The sequence below is a fragment of the Halomonas salipaludis genome (genome assembly GCF_002286975.1).
Lineage (GTDB): Bacteria > Pseudomonadota > Gammaproteobacteria > Pseudomonadales > Halomonadaceae > Franzmannia > Franzmannia salipaludis.
In genome coordinates this window covers 761,261-782,779 of the sequence record NZ_NSKB01000002.1, presented here as the reverse complement: position 1 = coordinate 782,779, position 21,519 = coordinate 761,261, and the positions used below count along the sequence as shown (strand labels likewise).

At 60.0% G+C, this 21,519-nt stretch carries 22 protein-coding genes; 14 read left to right on the top strand and 8 right to left on the bottom strand.

What is annotated here, in order from left to right; translation table 11 throughout:
- Positions 1–243: 243 nt before the first annotated feature.
- From CK498_RS07575 to CK498_RS07555, 5 genes are all read right to left on the bottom strand, one after another.
- On the bottom strand, positions 244–912 hold the full coding sequence (locus CK498_RS07575) for a glutamine amidotransferase (RefSeq protein WP_095620219.1): 669 nt from the start codon (positions 910–912) through the stop codon (positions 244–246).
- The gene (locus tag CK498_RS07570) at positions 909–1,934 is read right to left on the bottom strand and encodes a homoserine dehydrogenase (protein ID WP_095620218.1); all 1,026 of its coding nucleotides are present in this window, start codon (positions 1,932–1,934) and stop codon (positions 909–911) included. The genes CK498_RS07575 and CK498_RS07570 overlap by 4 nt, the downstream gene beginning before the upstream one ends.
- A gap of 128 nt (positions 1,935–2,062) precedes the next feature.
- The gene (locus tag CK498_RS07565) at positions 2,063–2,893 is read right to left on the bottom strand and encodes an alpha/beta fold hydrolase (RefSeq protein ID WP_095620217.1); all 831 of its coding nucleotides are present in this window, start codon (positions 2,891–2,893) and stop codon (positions 2,063–2,065) included.
- Between the two features lie 152 nt (positions 2,894–3,045).
- On the bottom strand, positions 3,046–3,441 hold the full coding sequence (locus CK498_RS07560) for a zinc-binding dehydrogenase (RefSeq protein WP_095620216.1): 396 nt from the start codon (positions 3,439–3,441) through the stop codon (positions 3,046–3,048).
- A 37-nt stretch (positions 3,442–3,478) separates the two neighbouring features.
- Positions 3,479–4,468, bottom strand: coding sequence for a zinc-dependent alcohol dehydrogenase family protein (locus CK498_RS07555; RefSeq protein WP_095620215.1), 990 nt, complete (start codon positions 4,466–4,468; stop codon positions 3,479–3,481).
- 734 nt (positions 4,469–5,202) lie between these two features.
- On the opposite strand from CK498_RS07555, the gene CK498_RS07550 reads away from it, so the two are divergent.
- The 12 genes from CK498_RS07550 (at position 5,203) to CK498_RS07495 (ending at position 17,543) form a co-directional block, all read left to right on the top strand.
- Entirely contained in the window at positions 5,203–6,903 is a 1,701-nt protein-coding gene (locus CK498_RS07550) for an acetolactate synthase large subunit (RefSeq protein ID WP_095620214.1), read from the top strand.
- Complete coding sequence (locus CK498_RS07545) at positions 6,900–8,333, top strand: aldehyde dehydrogenase family protein (RefSeq protein ID WP_095620213.1); 1,434 nt, start codon at positions 6,900–6,902, stop codon at positions 8,331–8,333. Before CK498_RS07550 ends, CK498_RS07545 begins: the two co-directional genes overlap by 4 nt.
- 606 nt (positions 8,334–8,939) lie before the next feature.
- Positions 8,940–9,626: a hydrolase gene (locus CK498_RS07540; protein ID WP_095620212.1), complete on the top strand. Its 687-nt coding sequence runs from the start codon at positions 8,940–8,942 to the stop codon at positions 9,624–9,626.
- 136 nt (positions 9,627–9,762) lie between these two features.
- Positions 9,763–10,035 carry a XapX domain-containing protein gene (locus CK498_RS26855; RefSeq protein ID WP_095620211.1) on the top strand — a complete coding sequence of 91 codons (273 nt, stop codon included), beginning with the start codon at positions 9,763–9,765 and terminating at the stop codon, positions 10,033–10,035.
- A 47-nt stretch (positions 10,036–10,082) separates the two neighbouring features.
- Positions 10,083–11,978, top strand: a complete 1,896-nt coding sequence (locus CK498_RS07530; RefSeq protein ID WP_095620210.1) for an amidohydrolase — start codon at positions 10,083–10,085, stop codon at positions 11,976–11,978.
- A gap of 69 nt (positions 11,979–12,047) precedes the next feature.
- Complete coding sequence (locus CK498_RS07525) at positions 12,048–13,670, top strand: MFS transporter (RefSeq protein WP_095620209.1); 1,623 nt, start codon at positions 12,048–12,050, stop codon at positions 13,668–13,670.
- A gap of 135 nt (positions 13,671–13,805) precedes the next feature.
- Positions 13,806–14,108 (top strand): GNAT family N-acetyltransferase, encoded by a 303-nt coding sequence (locus CK498_RS07520; RefSeq protein WP_095620208.1) that lies wholly within the window; start codon positions 13,806–13,808, stop codon positions 14,106–14,108.
- 44 nt (positions 14,109–14,152) lie between these two features.
- Complete coding sequence (locus tag CK498_RS07515; protein ID WP_095620207.1) at positions 14,153–15,100, top strand: pirin family protein; 948 nt, start codon at positions 14,153–14,155, stop codon at positions 15,098–15,100.
- A gap of 13 nt (positions 15,101–15,113) precedes the next feature.
- Positions 15,114–15,593, top strand: coding sequence for a cytochrome b (locus CK498_RS07510; RefSeq protein ID WP_217987717.1), 480 nt, complete (start codon positions 15,114–15,116; stop codon positions 15,591–15,593).
- Positions 15,594–15,697: 104 nt separating this feature from the next.
- Positions 15,698–16,198 (top strand): thioredoxin domain-containing protein, encoded by a 501-nt coding sequence (locus CK498_RS07505; RefSeq protein ID WP_095620205.1) that lies wholly within the window; start codon positions 15,698–15,700, stop codon positions 16,196–16,198.
- A 287-nt stretch (positions 16,199–16,485) separates the two neighbouring features.
- The gene (gene rnk / locus CK498_RS07500; RefSeq protein WP_095620204.1) at positions 16,486–16,899 is read left to right on the top strand and encodes a nucleoside diphosphate kinase regulator; all 414 of its coding nucleotides are present in this window, start codon (positions 16,486–16,488) and stop codon (positions 16,897–16,899) included.
- Positions 16,900–16,934: 35 nt separating this feature from the next.
- Positions 16,935–17,543 (top strand): LysE family translocator, encoded by a 609-nt coding sequence (locus CK498_RS07495; protein ID WP_095620203.1) that lies wholly within the window; start codon positions 16,935–16,937, stop codon positions 17,541–17,543.
- Between the two features lie 3 nt (positions 17,544–17,546).
- On the opposite strand, the gene CK498_RS07490 is transcribed toward CK498_RS07495, so the two are convergent.
- Complete coding sequence (locus CK498_RS07490; RefSeq protein WP_095620202.1) at positions 17,547–18,044, bottom strand: copper chaperone PCu(A)C; 498 nt, start codon at positions 18,042–18,044, stop codon at positions 17,547–17,549.
- A 109-nt stretch (positions 18,045–18,153) separates the two neighbouring features.
- Complete coding sequence (locus tag CK498_RS07485; protein WP_095620201.1) at positions 18,154–19,803, bottom strand: acyl-CoA dehydrogenase family protein; 1,650 nt, start codon at positions 19,801–19,803, stop codon at positions 18,154–18,156.
- 133 nt (positions 19,804–19,936) lie between these two features.
- Between CK498_RS07485 and CK498_RS07480 the strand changes: the two genes are divergently transcribed.
- Complete coding sequence (locus tag CK498_RS07480) at positions 19,937–20,485, top strand: NUDIX hydrolase (RefSeq protein ID WP_095620200.1); 549 nt, start codon at positions 19,937–19,939, stop codon at positions 20,483–20,485.
- Between the two features lie 110 nt (positions 20,486–20,595).
- Positions 20,596–21,108, top strand: coding sequence for a glutathione peroxidase (locus CK498_RS07475; protein WP_095620199.1), 513 nt, complete (start codon positions 20,596–20,598; stop codon positions 21,106–21,108).
- 2 nt (positions 21,109–21,110) lie between these two features.
- Here the strand turns inward: CK498_RS07475 and CK498_RS07470 are convergent, their stop codons facing one another.
- On the bottom strand, positions 21,111–21,497 hold the full coding sequence (locus CK498_RS07470; RefSeq protein ID WP_095620198.1) for a DUF7079 family protein: 387 nt from the start codon (positions 21,495–21,497) through the stop codon (positions 21,111–21,113).
- Positions 21,498–21,519: the final 22 nt, after the last annotated feature.

Sequence of the window (21,519 nt, the reverse complement as noted above, 5' to 3'; positions counted from 1 at the left end):
GCCGTGGTGCCGGCAGCTCAGAGGACTCGGCCCGGCGTTCGAGGCGGCGAGCGGTTCTGACGGAGAGGCCGGCCTTGGCGGCGGCGACCTCCTGGGTCTGGCCTTGTTGGCGTTGCGACATATAGAGCGTGACCTGTTGGCTGGTGACCGCCATACCGGCTCCCTGGTGGGTCGGGACAAGCGGTCAAGCTTAGGGCAACCGGCCACAATAGTTGTCGTCGGCCGGCCAGAGTAATTGTCGCTCTATACTCTAGCCGTCTCGGCCCTACCTGCATGGCGCTGTGCATCTCGGCGTAGGGTAATCGGGTTGATGCCTGTCGTCGCCAACTCACTCGCATGCCCTAAAAGCCAATGCTCGAAGCGCGCGCTCAGAATTTCCGCATGAAACTGAAGCCCGAGCATGTTCGGTCCACGCGAGAAGGCCTGATTTCGATATAGTGCCGTCGACGCGAGAAGGCGACAGCCGTCCGGCAGGTCGAACGTATCGCCGTGCCAGTGCAGCACGGAAATGCCGCGCAAGGCAGCAAGAGGGTTGAGTTCATCAGAGTTTGCAAGCTTCAGTGCCGACCAGCCGATCTCCTTGGCCGGTCCTGGATAGACACGGGCGCCGAGGGCGGCTGCCATTAGTTGCGCGCCAAGGCAAATACCGAGCGTCGGCAAGCCGGCCTCGAGACGTGTCCGCAGAAGCCGGGTCTCTTCTAAGATGAACGGATAGGCCTCGTGCTCGTAGACACCTATCGGGCCGCCCAAAACTACGAGAAGATCCGGGCCGAGCGGATCTTGGTCCTCAAGGTTGCACTCCGCCACATCGACATACTCGATCTCGTAGCCGGCCTCCCGCAAAGGGGCTTCAAAGCTGCCGAGATCCTCGAAACCGATATGGCGAAGGGCCTTTACCGTGCGCTGGGTCATGATGCTTTCTCGGGAGGTGTCGGCCTGCCGCAGCGAGCCATGAGAATATGCTCGAAATCCTTTAGCGCGGCGGCGGCGGTGGCGAGCGGCTCCCTGCCGGCCCCGATAGCAACAGTCTCGCCCATCGCATCGGTGGTGATGCGTATCGCCTTGTCCTTTCCGCGCACATTCGCCAGCGGGTCGGCGAGGGGGTAGGTCCGGATGCCGACACTTGCGCGAATTTCACCATTCGAGTTCGTGAGATGGCCGACGAGTTTGGGGACAAGGCCTTGAACATGCCACGCCTCGATGCGCTCGCGGGTGACGGACTGGATGCCTTCCACGGCAAGGTCGTCCATCGTCAGCTCGGCTCCGAGGCCGAAATTGGCGATGATAAGCAGCTTGCTGGCTGTGTCCCAGCCCTCGGTGTCGTTGCGCGGGTCGGCCTCCGCGAAACCGCCCGTCTGCGCCTGACGCAGCGCCTCGTCGAAACCGAGCCCTTGCGCTGTCATGGCGTCGAGCAGGAAATTGGTGGTGGCGTTGAGGATGCCCTCGATCTCGAGTACCTCGCTGCCCTTCAGGCTGTGCTCAAGAAGATCGACCGTCGGCAAAGCGGCTGCCGCCGCGCCGCTGATCTTCAGCATCGCCCCCGAAGCCTGCGCGAGCGCCTGTAACTCTCTACCGCTGTGGACCAACGCACCCTTGGATATGACGATCGTGTCGCGCCCGGCCGACAGCGCCGAGCGAATGTAGGCAAGGCCTGGACCGCCGGTGCGAAAATCACTCGGCCCTGCTTCGACCAATATGTCGGCGTCGCTCGCTTCGATGAAATCCGGCCCCGACAGGCCAGGTTCTAGTGAATCGAACCGGTCAGCTTCAATTCCCCCCACATCCATCATGCCGGACCGCGAACCGCAGATCGCCACCAGTCGTACATCCGCCCGATAGACCTGCCGATAGGCTTCGCGACGGGAAAGGAGCAGATTGGCCGTAGCGCGGCCGACGCCGCCGAAACCTGCAATCGCAATCCTGATGACATTCATGCGTTGATCCTTTCACATCGAGCGAGGAGGGTAGTTTGCCAGTAACGCGATGCAATGGTGTTCGATGCTACCGCGGCTTTGGCATACTGCCGTGAACGGCGGGTCGCCACGACAGTATGCCTGTCTCGTCAGGCGCGAACGAACGCCAGCAGATCGGCGTTCACAACCTCGGGATGGGTAGCGAACAGACCGTGCGAAAGGCCCGGGTAGGTCTTCAGCGTTCCGTCACGCACCAGCTTGACCGCCTTGTGTGCCGAGTTCTCGATCGGGACGATCTGATCGTCTTCGCCGTGAAGGAAAAGGACCGGAACGGTGATCGCTTCCAGATCCGCGGTAAAGTCGGTCTCGGAAAATGCCTTGATGCAGTCGTAATGCGCCTTTGCGCCACCGGCCATGCCCTGCCGCCACCAGTTGTCGATCAGGCCCTGGCTTACCTCTGCACCCTCGCGGTTGAAGCCGTAGAACGGACCACTCGGGATACCTTTGTAGAATTGCGCACGGTTCTGGGCCAGTGCCTCGCGAAATCCGTCGAAAACCTCCATCGGGATGCCGTCCGGGTTTTTGTCGGACCTGACCATCACGGGAGGAACCGCGCCGATCAGCACGGCCTTGGCGACGCGGCCGGGCTTAGCCTGGGCGGCATAACGGGCGACCTCGCCACCGCCGGTCGAATGGCCGATATGAATGACATCACGGAGGTCCAGCGCCTTCACGATGGCCGCAACATCCGCGGCGTACGTGTTCATTTCGTTACCTGTATCGGTCTGGTCTGAACGGCCATGGCCGCGCCTGTCATGTGCAATGACCCGGTAGCCTTGAGACAAAAAGAACAGCATTTGTGTGTCCCAGTCGTCGCCGCTCAGCGGCCAGCCGTGGTGAAACATCACTGGCTGCGCGTCTTTCAGGCCCCAGTCCTTGTAAAAGATGTTGGTACCATCGGATGTAGTGATCATAGCCATGACAGTTCTCCTTCAGGTTGAGCTTAAGCAATTCCTGGAAGCGGATGGCACCATGGTGAGTGGCATCGACGCTTGCGCCGTGCCGTTCTGATAGGTTCCATTTCGAACGGAAGTGCTCGGTGGTTCCAGTCTGATGACTCTAGCAAGCGCTTTCACGCAGCGTGGTGCGATACCTGCGATGTAGTTGCCGATCTTGCTGTCAATCGCGATGCGATCCGTCCTGCGGTTTTTCGCCTATGAAGTTGCCGAGCAGACCGACCGAACCGATGCTGGGCGTGGGCACGGCGCATGTTGTTGACGTCGAGGGCTCCGAAACGCTCGGTCATAGTGGTCTGTAGTGCGCCTTCGTCGATCAGGGCGGCAACGCGCTCCAGCAGGTCGTGCTGGCGGATCATGTCGGTGGTCTGGAAAATGGCGCTGGTGAACATCAGCTCCCAGTGCAATGCCAGGCTCTTGCGCTTCAAGGGTAGAGCGTCGAGCCGCTTCGGTGAATGCACGTCTGAACTGCTCAATATGCTCATTGCGAACGGGTAGTAGCGCGATTTCATAAACTTTGGTGGCAGCCCCTCGTGTCGAGTCCAACGGTTAAAAATTCACACTGACGAGATGAGCTTGTGGCTCGACGGCAATCGCAATTTTTCCCTGGAGACCATTTTTTCGCCTCTCCAGCAGAGCATGGGCGACTGGAATGTCGGCTAGGGAGTACACCGCGCCTACATGTGGCCGCAGCTGACCGCGTGCTACCAAGGCACTCAATTCATCCAGTTTGCCGCGGTTCTGTCGGGTGAAAACGAAGTGAAAACTAGCATTCTTGCCCCAGGCCTCAATGACATTTTGCGGCTGTGCAATGTCCACAATCGAGACCACTCGGCCAAGTTGTGCGAGCACGTCGGAGCTACGCGACAAGGTGTTGCCGCCAATAGTATCGAACACTACATCGACGCCGTGCCCATTGGTTTCCCGCAGGATGACGTCGACGTAATCCTCCTCTTCGTAGTCGATGACCACGTCGGCACCTATATTTCGTACGAAATCAACGTTTGTGTCGCGCACGGTGGTGAACACCATGGCGCCCATGGCTTTTGCCACCTGGATCGCCACATGGCCGACGCCGCCAGCACCACCGTGCACCAGGATGCTCTCTCCCACCCTAAGCGCCGCACGCACGACCAGGGCTTCCCACACCGTCCCGCCAACCAGGGTCAAGCTGGCCGCCTCGAGATGACTCAGCGAAGGCGGCTTCTTGCCGATGATGTTTTCGGCTGCAACATGGTACTCGGCATAACTTCCAGGGCCGTCAAAAATCTGCGGGGTGTACCAGACTTCGTCGCCTGGCACGAAGCTCGTCACCCCCGGCCCGACGGCTTCGACAACGCCGGACACGTCATGCCCGGTAATGGCCGGTAGCGGCACCAGGTCGGAATAATCCCCACGTCGCACCTGGTAATCCAGCGGATTGATGGAGGTTGCGTGTACCCGCACCAGCACTTGTCCCGCGTGCGGCACTGGCTTGGGTACCTCACTAAGCTCGAACGATTCCGGGCCGCCAAATGCGTTAAGTATCAGCGCTTTCATAATAAATCCTCGTTATGGCAAAGAAGGGATATCGAAAAGTTCAGCAATCAGGACACTCTTCATTCGCGCATCATTGCGATGCGCTCCTTAGCGCCTGTATAGCAGCGGAATGGCCGGACGGAGGCGGTGCTTATAGCCATGTCAGTTCTCCTTCGGGGGCAAGCATGGACAATTCCTGGAAACGGCAGGGGCAAGAGGGCGTCATGGCTGCTGTGGCGAGCGGTGTCGACGGAAGGGCCATGCCCCCTTCAAGATGGGGGACAATCCGAACGAAAGTGCTCAGTGGTGCCAGTTTGTTGACCCTAGCAAGCGTTTAGATGAAGCGCGGTGCGTTATCTGCGTTGTGGTTGCCAATCTTGCGGTCAATTGCGGTACGGTAGCGTCCTTAGCCCTCAAGGACATATAGCTGCTCGTTAAGCGACCGCTTGCTCAATGGCAAAACTCCTGGGGCAGCTATGAAAACGCTAACGTCTACTTGAAGTGAGGTTAGGTGCTATGCCATGTGGACTTGACTTGGAACGGTAGCTTCGCTGCGATTGATCGCAAGATTGGCAACTAAACCGCAGTTTTTGCGCCGTAACTTGTCGAAGTGGTTGCTAAGGTAGTTCAGACCCCCTGTTGATCGCTTGCCACGCCCAGCAGACCGATTTCGTTCACGTTCTCTTTTTTAGTTAGCGGCGATGCACTCTTTCCTTGATATGGATCCATTCTTCAGGCTCCAGGAGAATTCCATCATGACCAAAGCATCCGATCTATTCATCCAGTGCCTTGAGGAAGAAGGGGTAGAGTATATTTTCGGGGTTCCTGGCGAGGAGAATCTCGATATGCTCGACAGTCTCAGCCGCTCGACCTCGATTCAGCTGATCCTTACCCGGCACGAACAGGGGGCAGGCTTCATGGCTGCCACCTATGGCCGACATACCGGCAAGACCGGGGTGTGCATGGCGACGCTAGGGCCGGGCGCGACGAATCTAGTCACCGCCGCCGCCTATGCGCAGCTTGGTGGTATGCCGATCCTGATGGTCACCGGTCAAAAACCAATCAAAAAGTCGAAGCAAGGCCGCTTCCAGATCCTCGATGTGGTTGACATGATGAAGCCGCTGACCAAGTTCACCCATCAGCTCGCCAGTGCCGACAACATCCCCAGCCGGGTGCGTGAGGCGTTCCGGCTCGCCGAAGAGGAGAAACCCGGCGCGACGCATATCGAGTTTCCCGAGGACATCGCCGACGAGAAGACCGAGTCGATGCCGCTCAAACGCAGCCACACGCGACGGCCCAGTGCCGACGGGAAGTCGATCCGCGCTGCGGTGCATGCCCTTGAAAACGCCAAATCGCCGATTCTGGTGATCGGCGCAGGTGCCAACCGCACTATGACCTGCCGGATGCTGAACCAATTCATTGAGAAGACTGGCATTCCGTTCATTACCACTCAGCTCGGCAAGGGCGTGATCGACGAACGTCACCCCAAGTTTGTCGGCTGTGCGGCTCTGTCATCGGGCGACTTTGTCCACCGCGCGGTCGAGGCCGCCGACCTGATCGTTAATATCGGTCATGACGTGATCGAGAAACCGCCATTCTTCATGCTGCCGGGCGGTACGCAGGTGATCCATATTTCGTCCAAGACAGCTGAGGTGGATCCGGTCTATTTTCCGCAGATCGAGGTTGTTGGCGACATCGCCAATGCTATCTGGCAGATCAAGCAGGACATCGTTCCCAATGGCGGCTGGACGTTCGACGCGATACTGGAGGCGCGCAAGCGCCAGGTCGTGCACACCGCGTCGATCTCGGGCGATGCACGCTTCCCTATCTTCCCTCCACATCTGGTCGAACAGGTCCGCGCGGCGATGCCCGAAAACGGCATCATCTGCCTCGACAACGGGGTGTATAAAATCTGGTTTGCACGCGACTATCCGGCTTACCGTCCCAATACCGTGTTGCTCGACAACGCGCTCGCCACGATGGGTGCGGGCCTGCCCTCGGCCATGGCCTCGGCGATGGTCTATCCCGAGCGCAAGGTGATGGCGATCTGCGGAGATGGCGGCTTCATGATGAACAGCCAGGAAATGGAGACCGCCATTCGCTTGAAGCTCAACCTCACCGTGCTGATCCTCAACGACAACAGCTATGGCATGATCCGCTGGAAGCAGTCGAACATGGGCCTCAAGGACTGGGGGCTGACTTATGGCAATCCCGATTTCGTTAAGTACGCAGAAAGCTATGGCGCGTTCGGGCATCGCGTGGAAAGTGCTGAGCACCTCCAGCAATTGCTCGCACATACCCGCGACACACCGGGCGTTCATCTGATCGACTGCCCGGTCGACTATTCAGAGAATGACCAGATCCTCAACATCGACATCAAGATGCTGTCGAAAGAATTGCACTCCTTTTCCTCAGCTTCGGTGGAAAGCGGGATGCGCCCCGGGAGTTTCGAATGACTAATCTCAAGTCCATCTATCCGCTCTATCTCAACAACGTGGCGCAACAGCCGAACACCGATCTTGCCGTGACCGACAAGTTCACCGGCGCGGTTGCGTTCCACGTTGCCCAGGCCGATGCCGCGACGATCGATGCGGCGATTGCCGGCGCAGTCGAGGCAGCAGACCCAATGGCGCGGATGGCGAGCTACGAGCGTCAGGCGGTGCTCACCCATTGCGTAACCCGCTTCACCGAACGGTTCGATGAACTCGCGTACGCGCTGTGCGTCGAGGCGGGCAAGCCGATCAAGGACAGCGAGGGGGAGGTCGGTCGACTGATCGATACCTTTCGTATCGCCGCCGAGGAGTCGGTGCGGATGACCGGAGAGGTCCAGCCGCTCGATATTTCGGCGCGAGCCAAGGGCTATCAGGGCATCTGGAAGCGCGTGCCCATCGGGCCCTGTTCGTTCATCTCACCGTTCAACTTCCCGCTCAACCTGGCCGCTCACAAGATAGCCCCGGCACTAGCGGTGGGCTGCCCGTTCGTGATGAAACCGGCTAGCCGCACCCCCTTGGGCGCGATCATCATCGGCGAAGTGCTGGCCGAGACCGACCTGCCCAAAGGCGCATTCTCGATCCTGCCCGCCAGCCGCGACGGTGCCGACCTGTTCACCACCGATGAACGACTCAAGCTACTTTCGTTCACTGGATCTCCCGATGTCGGTTGGGATCTCAAGGCGCGCTGCGGCAAGAAAAAAGTGGTGCTCGAGCTCGGCGGTAATGCCGCAGTGATCGTCGATGCGGATGCCGATCTCGATGATGCGCTGGAGCGTGTCATTTTCGGGGCTTTCTACCAGTCGGGGCAGAGCTGTATCGGGGTGCAGCGCATCATCATCCATGCCGATATCTACGACCGTTTCCGCGACATGCTGGTCGCCAGGACAAAGACGCTGGTGGCGGGCGACCCCAAACAGCACGACACCTTCATCGGCCCGATGATTCATGTCAAGGAAGCGACGCGGCTCGAAACCTGGATCAACGAGGCAGTCGCCGCTGGTGGTACTCTGCTCTGCGGCGGCAACCGCGAGGGTGCGATGCTCGCTGCCACCCTACTCGAAGCCGTGTCTGCCGACACCAGCATCGTCACTGAAGAGGCATTCGGCCCGGTCGCTGTGCTGTCACGCTTCACTGATTTCAATGCTGCTCTCACCGAGGTCAACGCCTCTAAATTCGGGCTGCAGGCGGGCATCTTTACCCGCGACTTGTTCAAGATGTTCGATGCCTGGGATCACCTCGATGTCGGTGGCGTGGTGATCAACGATGTGCCCAGCTATCGCGTCGACAACATGCCCTATGGCGGGGTCAAGGACTCGGGCCTGGGCCGCGAAGGCGTACGTTTCGCGATGGAGGACATGACCGAAATCCGTAACTTGGTAATTCGCCGATCCTAAGACGCGTCTTTAGGGGACGAAGCCGAAGACGTTAGGAAGAAATTCCTCCTACGCAAGAAACTTCTATAGATATATTCAGCCCTTCAGTGATTGCTTTATATTTTCAGATATAGAGGCAAGAATTTCTATATGGTGGCGCTGTAAATTTGAGTGTTGGAATAGAGGAATGTAGCTCATGATTGGTGTCGCCATTGGGTAAAAATAATAGAGTCGAAAGAGATTTTCCATTTAAGGCATGGCCTATTGTTTGTTGTGTGGTTGTGGTCATCCACAACTTTTTCACCAAACCGCAAGATCGGCACCGTCTCAGCAGGATCGGCGACGTAGGGGCCGACAGGGGTTACTAAAATTCTCTTCAGTACATGACGAAGTACCGCAACCGCTGCCAATCAGCGGGATCATAGGCCAGCATGAATCCAAGGTGAGAGAGTTACTCATGTTCAAGCATCCTGAGGATTTTGAATAAATGCGGGTGAATGCAGCCACCTTGTCTTTAAACGTGGAGTAGTAAGAGATAGCGGCAATCCTTGCGTTATTACGCTACCTGTCGCTGATTATGTACCAAGCAGTCGTAATGCACTCCCCATCCTTCGAAGGAGAAAGATAATGTCAAAAGAATTACTCGAAGTTTTGACCCCCCAGAACAGCCAGATCATCTTCATCGATCAACAGCCGCAAATGGCATTCGGTGTGCAGTCCATAGATCGGCAAGCCTTGAAAAATAATGTTGTAGGCTTGGCCAAGGCAGCGAAGGTCTTTGACATCCCAACGACCATTACGACCGTTGAAACTGAAAGTTTCTCGGGGCACACGTATCCAGAGTTACTGGCTGTCTTTCCTGACCATGAGATTCTTGAGCGTACCTCGATGAACTCCTGGGATGATCAGAACGTGCGCGACTCTCTGGCCTCAAACAGCCGTAAGAAGGTAATTGTCTCGGGGTTATGGACCGAAGTGTGCAACACTACTTTCGCACTTTCCGCCATGCACGATGCTGGATACGAAATCTATATGGTCGCGGACGCTTCCGGCGGTACCTCGCAAGATGCTCACGACTATGCCATGCAGCGCATGATCCAGGCCGGCGTGGTACCAGTGACCTGGCAGCAGGTACTGTTGGAGTGGCAACGCGACTGGGCCCACCGGGATACCTACGATGCCGTGATGGCTATCGCAAAGGAGCATTCCGGCGCCTACGGTATGGGCATCGACTATGCTTACACCATGGTTCACAAGGCGCCTGAGCGTGTGAAGCATGGTGACCGTAAAGGGCCTAACCCCGCTAAAAAATAAGCACGGAGCAAGTCTGGGAGAACGATACAGGGATGCCTGTTCTCCCAGGCTAAAGTTGGGAAAGAGGCGCTCAAGCCCACGAGAGAACGGTTTCGGGTAAAGTGAAACGCGCGTATGTCAACCATCGAGGTGGACTATGAAAATCTATGTCTTGTCATTGGGAGCTGGCCTGCTAGTTGGCGTCATCTATAGCCTCCTGAGCGTGCGTTCACCGGCACCCCCCTTGGTAGCGCTAGTCGGCTTGCTCGGTATTCTGCTCGGTGAGCAGGTCGTTCCAGTTGGTAAACATTTATTGACTGGCTCCGCCTTCAGTACTGCGTGTACTAAGTCGCAAACGCTTGACCATGTGCTTGGACAATTACCTGGTCGACATGTGTCGAAACAGGCGCGGGAAGATAAACCGTCTTAAGCAGCGTATTGGGAAGCTGCTACACCCCTTGTGAAGGACGTACTCTCATGTCTGACTCTACTCCCGACATTATCTTCCATAATGGCCAGATAACAACGCTCGATCGCGCCAACCCCACTGCTACTGCGGTTGCGATCAAGGATGGCAAGTTCTTGGCCGTTGGCTCAGATCAGGATGTCATGCCCCTGGCTGGCGCCAGCACCCGGGTCGTAGACCTCAAGCGCCGCAACGCATTGCCTGGTCTATACGATAACCATACCCACGTGGTGCGCGGCGGCTTGAACTACAACCTCGAGCTACGTTGGGACGGTGTACGCTCGCTGGCTGACGCGATGGATATGCTCAGACGTCAGGTCGCTGTTACCCCGGCGCCACAATGGGTACGTGTGGTAGGCGGCTTCACCGAGCACCAGTTCGTTGAGAAAAGATTACCAACAGTCGATGAAATAAATGCGATTGCGCCGGACACACCGGTTTTTCTGCTACATCTTTATGATCGTGCGCTACTTAATGGTGCTGCCTTACGGGCCGTGGGCTATACAAAGACCACGCCCGAACCTCCTGGCGGCCAGATCACCCGCGATGCCAACGGCAACCCCACCGGCCTGCTGCTGGCCAAACCCAACGCGATGATTCTTTATTCCACTTTAGCTAAGGGCCCCACGCTGCCGTTCGACTACCAAGTCAACTCGACGCGCCACTTCATGCGCGAGCTTAATCGCCTTGGGGTTACTGGTGTCATAGATGCGGGTGGTGGTTTTCAGAATTATCCCGATGATTATGCAGTGATTCAAAAGCTGGCTGATAAAGGACAAATGACCATACGTTTGGCCTACAATTTGTTTACTCAGAAGCCTCAGGAGGAGAAAGATGACTTCCTCAACTGGACTTCAAGTGTTACTTACAAGCAGGGTGGCGACTATTTTCGCCACAATGGCGCTGGCGAAATGTTGGTTTTTTCGGCAGCGGACTTTGAAGATTTCCGCCAGCCGCGTCCAGATATGCCACCTGAGATGGAGGGCGAACTGGAAGAAGTTGTGCGCATCTTGGCACAAAATAAGTGGCCGTGGCGTCTTCATGCCACCTATGACGAGACCATATCCCGAGCCCTAGATGTATTCGAAAAAGTGAATCAGGATATTCCGCTGGAGGGTATCAACTGGTTCTTCGACCACGCGGAGACTATCACTGAGCGTTCTATTGATCGCATCGCCGAGCTAGGCGGTGGTATCGCAGTACAGCATCGAATGGCTTACCAGGGCGAGTATTTCGTGGAACGCTATGGCTCCCGCGCTGCAGAAGCTACACCGCCTGTCAAACGTATACTTGAAAAGGGAGTCAAGGTTTCGGCAGGTACTGATGCGACTCGCGTAGCTTCCTACAATCCTTGGGTCTCGCTGTCATGGATGATCACCGGAAAAACAGTCGGCGGTCTCGGTTTATATCCGCGAAAGAATCTGCTCGATCGTGAAACAGCATTACGAATGTGGACCGAGAACGTGGCCTGGTTCTCCAACGAGGAGGGCAAGCGGGGCCGCATCGAGGCCGGCCAGTTGGCTGACTTTATCGTGCCGAGCAGGGATTTCTTCAGCGTACCTGAAGACGAAATATCCTTCCTGACTTCCGACTTGACAGTAGTGGGGGGGCGCATTGTCTATGGAGACAATGATTTTGCGCCACTGGACGACAACCCACTACCACCTGCTATGCCTGACTGGTCGCCGACACGCACCTTTAAGGGCTATGGAGCCTGGGGCGAGCCAGAGGGCGCAGGCAAGAACTCCCTGGCACCGTTGCACGCTCAGGCGGTGGCCACCTGCGGCTGTGCTAGCGCCTGTAGTCTACATGGCCATGATCATGCTCAAGCGTGGGGCTCCCCAGTGCCAACATCGGATCTTAAAGGCTTCTTTGGGGCTCTCGGCTGCTCCTGCTGGGCCGTGTAAAGGTGAACACCTAATGCTTACGTACGTTTCGTTGGAGCTAAGACCCCTTGGGTTGCGGGAACTAGAGACATGAATAAGACCCCGTCCACTCCTCTTCCCGTGTCGTCCGACAATGCGTTTGCTCCGTTGCGGCAGAGGCTTTTTGCCGTACTCTGGGCGGCCACCATCATCGGCAGCATTGGTAGTTTCGTGCGTGATGTTACCAGTGCCTGGCTGGTGACTGATTTATCCTCCTCGCCAGCGGCCGTCGCTATGGTGCAGGCTGCCGCGGCTCTGCCGGTTTTTCTCTTGGCGATCCCGGCAGGTGTGCTTTCCGATATGCTCGACCGACGTAAGTTACTGATCTGCATTCAGCTTCTGCTTGCCGGTGTCAGCGTTTGCCTCGTCATTCTATCGCTTGCGGACCAGCATTCTGTGGCATCACTGATCATGCTCACTTTTATAGGGGGCATCGGCGTTGCTCTGATGGGGCCAACTTGGCAGGCTATCGTTCCCGAGCTGGTAGACAAGAAAGACTTCAAGAACGCAGTGGGACTCAACTCGCTGGGGATCAACATTGCCCGTGCCGTAGGTCCTGCGCTGGGCGGCCTGCTGCTGGCCAGTATGGGGGCAGCGTTCACCTATGGAGTAGACGTCCTAAGCTATGTATTCGTCATCGCTGCGCTGATTTGGTGGAAACGGCCAGCAACGCAACGGGATGCCCTATCCGAACGCTTTCCAGGTGCTTTCCGGGCCGGGCTACGCTATGCCCGCGCCAGTCGTGAGCTGCATGTGGTTCTGTTGCGCGCCTTTCTCTTTTTTGCGATGGCCAGCTCAGTCTGGGCACTGCTGCCTCTGGTCGCGCGTCAGTTACTGGAAGGTGGCCCAAGCTTCTATGGCATATTGCTTGGCGCTGTTGGTCTGGGAGCAATCGGAGGGGCTACTGTGATGCCTCGCCTGCGTATGTATCTTAGCGCCGATGGTCTACTTCTCACCTCCGCATTAGTCACTTCGGCCGTCATGACTTTGCTATCCTTGGCGCCACCTAAATGGCTTGCAGTGTCCTCTCTGTTGATCCTTGGGGCCGCTTGGATTACTGCACTGACGACGCTCAATGGTGTAGCCCAGGCAATTCTTCCTAATTGGGTACGTGGCCGCTCTCTTGCGGTATATCTGACGGTGTTCAATGGTGCCCTGGCCGCAGGCAGTGTGGCATGGGGGGTAATCGCTCAAGAGATTGGCGTGCCGTTGGCGCTACTATCTGGCGCGGTCGGGCTAGCAGCGATCGGATGTATTGCACATCGTATCAAATTGCCCAAAGGCGAATCCGGCTTAGCACCGTCCAATCACTGGCCCGAGCCGCTAACGGCCACTCCAGTGGAGTATGACCGCGGCCCGGTACTTATCCAGATAGAGTATCGAGTTGCCCCGGAAGATCGTTCAGCTTTTCTGAAAACATTGGCTAGGCTCTCGGCTGAAAGACGGCGCGATGGCGCCTATGCGTGGGGCATTACTGAGGATTCCGCTGACCCCACCTTGATGCTGGAGTGGTTCCAAGTCGAATCCTGGGCCGAGCATCTGCGTCAGCATAAGCGTGTTTCTAAATCAGCCGCCGATATCCAAGAAGAAGTCTTACGTTTCCATCAAGGGAAGGAAGGTCCGGTCGTGCGCCATTTCCTGACTTTCAATCATCCACATGAAGGCCGAGCATGAGATTTAGTTAAAGGTGCTAAACACTAAGAATTAGTAATGCTTTAAATGCTATGGGAAGAGCAGGCTACTAATGGTTATTGGTTTATAGAGGTACATATTGAATTGTTTTTCGGTTAATATGATGAGGAGAAAGCAATGTCTGGTAAGCCTGAAAACTCTTATGCCATTGAACATGAGGTCAGCGATACCAAAGGCCGCTATGTGGTCGAGCTCAATGGTGCCAAAGCAGAGATGACCTATTCGAAAGCAGGTGAGTCGATGATCATCATTGATAGTACCGAAGTGCCTGATGCCATGCGCGGACAGAAAGTGGGTGTAGCGCTAGTGTCTCAAGCGGTGGAGGATGCCCGCTCTTCGGGTAAGAAAATCATGCCGCTATGCCCATTTGCCAAGTCACAGTTTGCACGCCACTCAGAGTGGCGCGATGTGTTGTTGTAAGGTGTCTGCCACATTTACCTACCTCTTATTTCTGGAGAAACCTCATGAGCTGGATGCCTGATTTAGAGCCAAAGTGCCCATCCGTCGGCAGTCTGGATGACATAGAGACATTGATTGTTCCTCGCGCACGAGACCTAGGCGGTTTCGAGGTACGTCGTGCACTGCCTGCCCCGAAACGGCAGATGGTGGGGCCGTTCATCTTTTTCGATCAGATGGGGCCAGTTGAATTTCTCAAGGATGAAGGCATTGATGTTCGCCCACATCCCCATATTGGGCTTGCCACAGTGACTTATCTATATCAGGGAGAGTTTCAGCACCGTGATAGCCTGGGCACTAATAAGATAATCCGTCCTGGCGCGGTTAATTGGATGGTGGCGGGTAATGGGGTCACCCATTCCGAGCGTACCAGTGCTACCACTCGCCAGAACAAGCACTCGGTATTAGGGATACAGACTTGGGTTGCGCTTCCCGAAGCTTACGAAGACCAGCCTGCCAGCTTTGAGCATCATGGCGAGGAGTCTTTGCCAATGCTGGAAGGTGAGGGTAAAGAAGTGCGCTTGATTCTAGGCACTGCTTGGGGAGAGCGGGCACCGGTACAGACCTTCTCTGAAATGTTCTATGCGGATGCGAGACTGCAGCCAGGTGCAAGGCTCCCATTGCCGGATGGCCATGAGGATCGTGGTATTTATGTCATATCCGGTAGTGTTGTTATTGCAGGGGAAACCTTCGCCGCTGGCCGTATGATGGTGTTCCGGCCAGGCGACCCTATAACGATTGGTGCCGGTGAGGCTGGAGCTCGATTAATGTTACTTGGAGGTGAGACGTTAAACGGTCCTCGTTATATCTCCTGGAATTTTGTCGCCTCTTCCCGGGAAAAACTTGAGGCCGCCAAGCAAGCATGGATAGAGGGCGATTTTGAGCATGGCCGCTTTCGCCTCCCGCCGGGCGACGACGCTGAATTCATCCCTTTTCCTGAACAGCACGGAAAATGAAACCGAATGGGCGATGGCGCTGCTGTTTGTCTGGCAGTTCACCAGCGTGGCGGCGCGGGTGCTGTTCGAGGATTCCGCCTTCGACGACTTTATGTGGACGTGGCACCGCGATGTCGGGGTGCTGCTGTTCACGCTACTGCTGATGCGCGGCGCCTGGAGGCTGCTCAATGTTTCGCGGCGCCCGACATCGGTGAGCGTGATGGCCAAACTCGGCCACCTGTTGCTGTATGCGCTGATGCTGGTGGTGCCGCTGGTGGCGTTGCTGCGCCAGTACGGTTCGGGGCGTTCGCTGTCGGCCTTTGGTATCCCGCTGATGCCGGGCTTCGAGGGCCCTGAGATCGAATGGATGGTGGCGCTGGGCAGCATCTTCCACGGGCTGCTGGGGTGGCCGCTGCTGGTGCTGATCCTCGGTCATGTGGCGATGGTGGCGATCCACCGCCGTTACGCGCATCACGATGTGCTGACGCGTATGGCGGGGAGTCCGTCGCGCTGAACGGTTGCGGTAAAACCCCGCTGGCCGGCACGGGCGGCGAGATGGATGCCAAGCGCGGCGTGCTGGCGTAGTCTTGGGCTATCGCCATCCTGAGGGAGCCATGCATGCCACGCAGCAAGAGCAAACGCCATAAGCCCACACCGTCCAAACCATCCTCCCGGCCTGCCCCGCGCAAGCGCCCCTTCAGCCCCAAGCGGCTGGTGCGCGGCGTGCTGGTGGCGGTGGCAATCCTCGCCGTGCCGGCGGCGTGGTTCGCGATGGAGGCGCGCCAGGCGCGGGAAGTCAGCGACCTCAGCGTCATCGGCGAGGGGGCGCCGGTGGTCGTGCAGGTGCACGAGCCGGGCTGCACCAGCTGCGAGCAGCTGCTCGAGCAGACTCAGGAGGCGCGCAGCCGGCTGGACGAGGAGCTGACCCTGCGGCGTGCCAACATCGCCAGCACCGGCGGTCGCCGCTTCGCCAATGAGTACGGCGTGTCGCGGAGCACCCTGGTGCTGTTCGACGCCCGTGGCGAGGTGGTGGATATCAAGCGCGGCGTGGTGGCGGCCGACGAGCTGGAGGCCGACTTTATCACGCTGCAGGGTCTGCCCCGGCCGCGGCGGCGCTGAAGAAACACTGCACAAATGCCTGCGCGGGCAAATCGCTACGTTACGCGGTGCTCAGAATCCTCACCTATACCGCATAGGCTGCGGTTCTTGCGCTCCGGGCGCCTTGCGCTTTGCTCCGCTCGCCGATTTGTTCAGCGCTTCCCTAAGCGTTGCAAGGGCTGTCAAAGCCTTCGCGAAAGTCTTATAGTGAATTGATCCACAGTCCTTCGCCCTTTCGGGGGTGAAGGGCTGTTTTCGTTGTCAGGCCGTATCTACGTTGTTATAGCGTTTGCGGATAGGAGAGACCCATGTCATCACGCCCCAAGATCATCATCAATCGGCTGGATGCCGAGCGGCTGCAGCGGCTGATCGACGCCGCCAGCGACAAGGACCTGGCGGTGGCCGAGTCGCTGGAGGCCGAGCTGGAGCGTGGCGAGGTGGTCGATCCCGAGCAGATTCCCGCCGACGTGGTCAGCATGAACAGCCAGGTGCAGTTCACCGATCTGGGACGTAGCCGCCAACTGGTGCGTACCCTGGTCTATCCGCGCTCGCTGGCTGAGAGTGCCGACGGCCTGTCGGTGATGGCGCCGATCGGTGCGGCGCTGCTGGGACTCAGGGTCGGCGACGTGATCGACTGGCCGCTGCCCGATGGCAGCGAGACCCGGCTGCGCATCGATGCTATCCTCTGGCAGCCCGAGCGCGAGGGCCAGTTCCACCGCTAGGTTGGTCCGCCCAACAGCCTGATCGAGGAAATCGGATGCCATTGTCGCTGTGGTTGTCGCTGGTAGCGATCTGCGCGGTGGGTGCCATGTCGCCGGGGCCGAGCCTGGCGCTGGTGCTGCGCCATACCCTCGGCGGCGGGCGTCTGCCAGGGGTGGTCGCGGCGCTCTCTCATGCGCTTGGCGTGGGGCTCTATGCACTGTTGACGGTGTGGGGGCTGGGGGCGCTGATCGCCCGCCAGCCGCTGCTGTTCCAGTTCATCACCTGGGCGGGGGCAGCCTACCTGGCCTGGCTGGGCATCAAGGCACTGCGCGCCGGGCGGGTGGCAGCCCTGGAGCCGAATGCGGTGCTCACCACCGGCCCCCAGGCAGCCCGCGAGGGCATGCTGGTGGCGCTGGGCAATCCCAAGCTGATCCTGTTCTTCGTGGCGCTGCTCAGCCAGTTCGTCAGCCCCGAGATGAGTGTGGCGGCCAAGGCACTGATCGTACTCACCGCCATGATCATCGACGGCGGCTGGTACGTGATCGTGGCGGTGACGCTGTCGCACTCGCGGGTGCTGCCCTGGCTGCAGGCCAGGGCGCACTGGATCAACCGCATCACCGGCGTGCTGCTGATCGCCATCGCGCTGCGGGTGGTGGTCGGCTAGTCCTCAGTGGTCGTGGTGATGGTGGCCGTCGGCGGCCTCGCTACCCTCGCCGGCCTCCTGAATCCACACCTCGACCTCGATCTCGCCCTGCTCGGCAAACTCCAGGGTCAGCGGGAAGCTCTCACCCTCGACGAGGGTCTCTGCCAGGCCCAGCAGCATCAGGTGATGGCCTCCACCGGGACGCATGGTCAGCGTTTCGCCGGCTTCGACCTCGATGGCGTCGAGCTTGCGCATCTGCATGTTACCGTCGTCCATGCGCATATCGTGAAGCTCCACCGCTTCGCTGGCCGGGCTGCTGACGCCGACCAGGGTGGCGGGCGCGTCGCCGGCGGTGATGTCCAGGTAGGCGGCGCCGTTGGGCGCGCCGGGCGGCGTCGGGGTGGCGAAGGGGTGGGCGATGCGAATGTCGTCGAGGGTGAAGTCATGGGCACTGGCCAGTGATGGCAGCAGCGTGCAGCCGAGCAGCAGGGCGGAGGCGAGCGAGGCGGTGCGGGCGATCATCGGTAATCCTTGTCGTCGTGTGTGAGCGATAACCCTTGGGTCACCCAAAGCTTACGACAGCCTGGCCGGCTGCCAAGCGGCGTTTTGTCGCAACCGCAGCATAGGGCTGTCAACTGCCCGGTGCCACCCGTGCCAGGATCTCCGCTAGCGGTGCATCGGCCGGTAGCACGCCGTAGGCGGGGCTGACCTCGCCCAGCCGCGCCCGGCAAAAGGTCGCTGCTACCGGAGTGGGGGCATGGCGCAGCAGCAGCGCTGCCTGCAGGCACTGGGCGAGGCGCTGGGCCAGCCAACGTGCCCGGGGCATCAATGCCTCGCTGGCCATGCCCAGGGTGCGCTCGAGCTCGCCCAGCGCGTGGTCGAAGTGGGCATTCTGGCCGCGGGCGGCGGCCAGTTCGTCGCGCAGCGCAGCCACCGCCTCGGGGTGCTTGCCCAGCACGCGCAGCACGTCGAGGCAGATCACGTTACCCGACCCTTCCCAGATCGAGTTGACCGGCGCCTCACGATAGAGCCGCGCCAGCGGCGTCTCCTCGACGTAGCCGATGCCTCCCAGGCACTCCATGGCCTCGGCCATGAAGCCGGGGGCGCGCTTGTTGTGCCAGTACTTGGCCAGCGCCGGGGTAATGCGTGCCAGGCCTTGCTCGTGCTCCGAGTGGGGGCTGTCGAAGGCGCGTGCAATGCGTAGCGACAGCGCCACGCCGGCCTCGACCTCGAGGGCAAGGTCGGCGATCACCGCGCGCATCAGCGGCTGCTCGGCCAGCGGTTGGCCGAAGGCGTAACGAGCCTGGACGTGCTGCCAGGCCAGCAGCAGCGCCTGGCGCATCATGCCTACAGGCGCAGTGGCGGCATCGAGGCGGGTCTGCTGGACCATCTCGAGAATGGTAGCGATGCCGCGCCCCGGCTCGCCGATCGGCTGTGCCCAGGCGTGGCGATACTCGATCTCGGCGGAGGCGTTGGCGCGGTTGCCGCACTTCTCCTTGAGGCGCTGCAGCTCGATGGCGTTGCGCTCGCCGTCGGGGGTGAAGCGCGGCACCAGAAAACAACCCAGGCCGTCATCGGTCTGGGCCAGGGTCAGGAAGGCGTCCGACATCGGCGCGCTACAGAACCACTTGTGGCCGACCAGGCGCACGCCGTCTTCGCTGGCCTCGGCGCGGGTGGTGTTGGCGCGCACGTCGCTGCCGCCCTGTTTCTCGGTCATCGCCATGCCCAAGGTCACCGCCGGCTTGTCGGACATCGGCACGGCGCTGGGATCATAGTCCCAGGCCAGCAGCCGCGGCGCCCACTGGGCCAGCACGGCGGGGGCGTGACGCAGCGCCGGCATCGCGGCGTGGGTCATGGTGACCGGGCAGCAGACGCCCGGCTCGGCCTGGGTCAGCAGGTAGAGCGCGGCGACGTGGGCCTGGTGGCCGCCGCGGGCCTCTTCCTGCCAGGCCACGGCGTGCCAGCCCTGGTCGCAGGCCAGGTGCATCAGCGCGTGGTAGGCGGGATGGTAGCTGACCTCGTCGAGGCGCCGGCCGTGGCGGTCGAACAGCCGCAGCTCCGGCGGATGGCGATTGGCCTGCTCGCCGAGTGCCTGGACGCGGCGGCTGCCGACCTGCTCGCCGAGCGGTGCCAGGCGCCGCGCCACCCACTCCGGGGCCTCGCGGGCCAGTGCCTGCTGCAGCGGCTGGTCGAGGGCGAACAGGTCGAGGTCACTATCCACCGGTGGCTGGTTGAGCACCTCGTGGGTGGCGAGCCGCTGGCGGGGGGCATGGTCGTGCATGGCGTGGCTCCTGGTGTGCTGCCTTGAATCGAGCATGGCCAGCGCCCAGCGTGGGGTCAATGTCGAGGCGCGTGCTGGCCGCGGCCGGCGCGACTGGTTACGCTGAGCGCTGTTCTGCCCATGGGAGTGTGTGATGAGCGCCGAGGTTTCCGCGGCGGTGCCGTTACCGGCACCGTTGATCGCCGATGAGCGCATCCAGCTGGTGGATGCCCGCAACCGCCCGTGCGGCAGCGCACGGCGGGCAATGATGCGGCGCTTCCAGTTCTGGCATCGCGCCACCTATGTGGTGGTGCTCAACGCCGCCGGTGAGCTGTGTGTGCAGCGCCGCACCCTGACCAAGGAGGTGTTTCCCGGCGGCCTCGATCTGGCCGCGGGGGGCGTGGTCGGCGCCGGCGAGTCGGTGCACGTGGCGGCGCGTCGCGAGCTGGCCGAGGAGCTCGGCATTCGCGGCGTGGCGCTGCGCGACGGTCTGGCCTTCCGCTACGCCGCCGACGGCCACCATATCTTTGGCAGCGTCTATCTTGTGCAGCACGACGGCGCCTTGGCGCTGCAGGCCGAGGAGGTCGCCGAGGCCTTCTGGCTGCCGCTGGAAGAGGCCCTGGCGCTCGACGGGGTAACGCCGGACACCCGCGCGGCCGTGGAGCACCTACGCCGTGCCGGTCAGTTGGCGATGGCTCGATGAATCGCCGCAGGCCGCGGCGTGGATGACTACCCGAGGCTGGCGCCGCGGCGTCGGGCGTGGCATCGTGGGGTGGACGGTTTTGCGTTTCTCACCCAGCGCTAGCGGCGGCCATGGCATCTCGACCCACACTCCCTCTACATGAACTGGACTGTCGTACCCATCGCGGCGAGCCCTTCAACCTGCGTGCACTGCGCGGCCAGGTGCTGCTGGTGGTCAACGTCGCCAGCCGCTGCGGCTATACCCCGCAGCTCAAGGAGCTGGAGGCGCTGTATCGGCACTATCACCGCCAGGGCTTCACCGTGCTGGCGTTTCCCTGCAACCAGTTTGCCCGCCAGTCGCCGGAGTCGGCCAAGGCCTTCTGCAACTTCAGCGAGCGCGAGTACGCGGTGACCTTTCCGGTGATGGAGAAGGTGCGCGTCAACGGCCCGCGCGCCCACCCGCTGTTCGTCGCACTGCGCCGCCAGGCGCCCGGAGTGCTGGGCAGCACCCTGATCAAGTGGAACTTCACCAAGTTTCTGGTCGCTCGCGATGGCCGGGTGCTGCGGCGCTTCGGGCCGCGCGCCGGCGAGCGGCAAATGCGCGTGGCGTTGGAAGAGGCCCTCGACGAGCCCTACGAGGTGTGAGGTCAGGGCGCTTCGCCACGGGCGATCAGTACCCGCGTCATCAGCTCGTTCCAGCGGTGGCGGGTCATCATGGTGATCAGCCCGGAGAACAGCGCCCAGCTCTTGCGGCGCCAGCCGTGCAGGCGCAGGTTATGCGCCACCAGGCGCTTCATCAGCTGGTAATCGTCGAAGCGGCGCCATTCGCTGGCCACCGACATCTGGGTGCGTGACAGCACCGGGGCCAGCTCGATGCGAAAGATCCACTCGAGTTCGGTGAGGGTCAGGTCGTGGCGCTGGATGACCTCGACCATGCGCGCGTAGTCGCGCTCGCGGGGCTCGCGATCTAGCCACAGCGGGGCCAATGCCAGCCACAGCTCGCCGCGTTCGTCGACCAGAGTCTGGGCGTCCATTTCTCTCTCCTGCCGTGTTCGT

Excerpts from the sequence above, each read along its gene's own strand:
- CK498_RS07475 (WP_095620199.1), top strand. The coding sequence starts at position 20,596 with ATGGCATCTCGACCCACACTCCCTCTACATGAACTGGACTGTCGTACC.
- CK498_RS07575 (WP_095620219.1), bottom strand. The coding sequence starts at position 912 with ATGACCCAGCGCACGGTAAAGGCCCTTCGCCATATCGGTTTCGAGGAT.
- CK498_RS07515 (WP_095620207.1), top strand. The coding sequence starts at position 14,153 with ATGAGCTGGATGCCTGATTTAGAGCCAAAGTGCCCATCCGTCGGCAGT.
- CK498_RS26855 (WP_095620211.1), top strand. The coding sequence starts at position 9,763 with ATGAAAATCTATGTCTTGTCATTGGGAGCTGGCCTGCTAGTTGGCGTC.
- CK498_RS07565 (WP_095620217.1), bottom strand. The coding sequence starts at position 2,893 with ATGGCTATGATCACTACATCCGATGGTACCAACATCTTTTACAAGGAC.
- CK498_RS07470 (WP_095620198.1), bottom strand. The coding sequence starts at position 21,497 with ATGGACGCCCAGACTCTGGTCGACGAACGCGGCGAGCTGTGGCTGGCA.
- CK498_RS07545 (WP_095620213.1), top strand. The coding sequence starts at position 6,900 with ATGACTAATCTCAAGTCCATCTATCCGCTCTATCTCAACAACGTGGCG.
- CK498_RS07480 (WP_095620200.1), top strand. The coding sequence starts at position 19,937 with ATGAGCGCCGAGGTTTCCGCGGCGGTGCCGTTACCGGCACCGTTGATC.
- CK498_RS07560 (WP_095620216.1), bottom strand. The coding sequence starts at position 3,441 with ATGAAATCGCGCTACTACCCGTTCGCAATGAGCATATTGAGCAGTTCA.
- CK498_RS07555 (WP_095620215.1), bottom strand. The coding sequence starts at position 4,468 with ATGAAAGCGCTGATACTTAACGCATTTGGCGGCCCGGAATCGTTCGAG.
- CK498_RS07530 (WP_095620210.1), top strand. The coding sequence starts at position 10,083 with ATGTCTGACTCTACTCCCGACATTATCTTCCATAATGGCCAGATAACA.
- CK498_RS07495 (WP_095620203.1), top strand. The coding sequence starts at position 16,935 with ATGCCATTGTCGCTGTGGTTGTCGCTGGTAGCGATCTGCGCGGTGGGT.
- CK498_RS07505 (WP_095620205.1), top strand. The coding sequence starts at position 15,698 with ATGCCACGCAGCAAGAGCAAACGCCATAAGCCCACACCGTCCAAACCA.
- rnk (WP_095620204.1), top strand. The coding sequence starts at position 16,486 with ATGTCATCACGCCCCAAGATCATCATCAATCGGCTGGATGCCGAGCGG.
- CK498_RS07540 (WP_095620212.1), top strand. The coding sequence starts at position 8,940 with ATGTCAAAAGAATTACTCGAAGTTTTGACCCCCCAGAACAGCCAGATC.
- CK498_RS07570 (WP_095620218.1), bottom strand. The coding sequence starts at position 1,934 with ATGAATGTCATCAGGATTGCGATTGCAGGTTTCGGCGGCGTCGGCCGC.
- CK498_RS07550 (WP_095620214.1), top strand. The coding sequence starts at position 5,203 with ATGACCAAAGCATCCGATCTATTCATCCAGTGCCTTGAGGAAGAAGGG.
- CK498_RS07490 (WP_095620202.1), bottom strand. The coding sequence starts at position 18,044 with ATGATCGCCCGCACCGCCTCGCTCGCCTCCGCCCTGCTGCTCGGCTGC.
- CK498_RS07520 (WP_095620208.1), top strand. The coding sequence starts at position 13,806 with ATGTCTGGTAAGCCTGAAAACTCTTATGCCATTGAACATGAGGTCAGC.
- CK498_RS07485 (WP_095620201.1), bottom strand. The coding sequence starts at position 19,803 with ATGCACGACCATGCCCCCCGCCAGCGGCTCGCCACCCACGAGGTGCTC.
- CK498_RS07525 (WP_095620209.1), top strand. The coding sequence starts at position 12,048 with ATGAATAAGACCCCGTCCACTCCTCTTCCCGTGTCGTCCGACAATGCG.
- CK498_RS07510 (WP_217987717.1), top strand. The coding sequence starts at position 15,114 with ATGGCGCTGCTGTTTGTCTGGCAGTTCACCAGCGTGGCGGCGCGGGTG.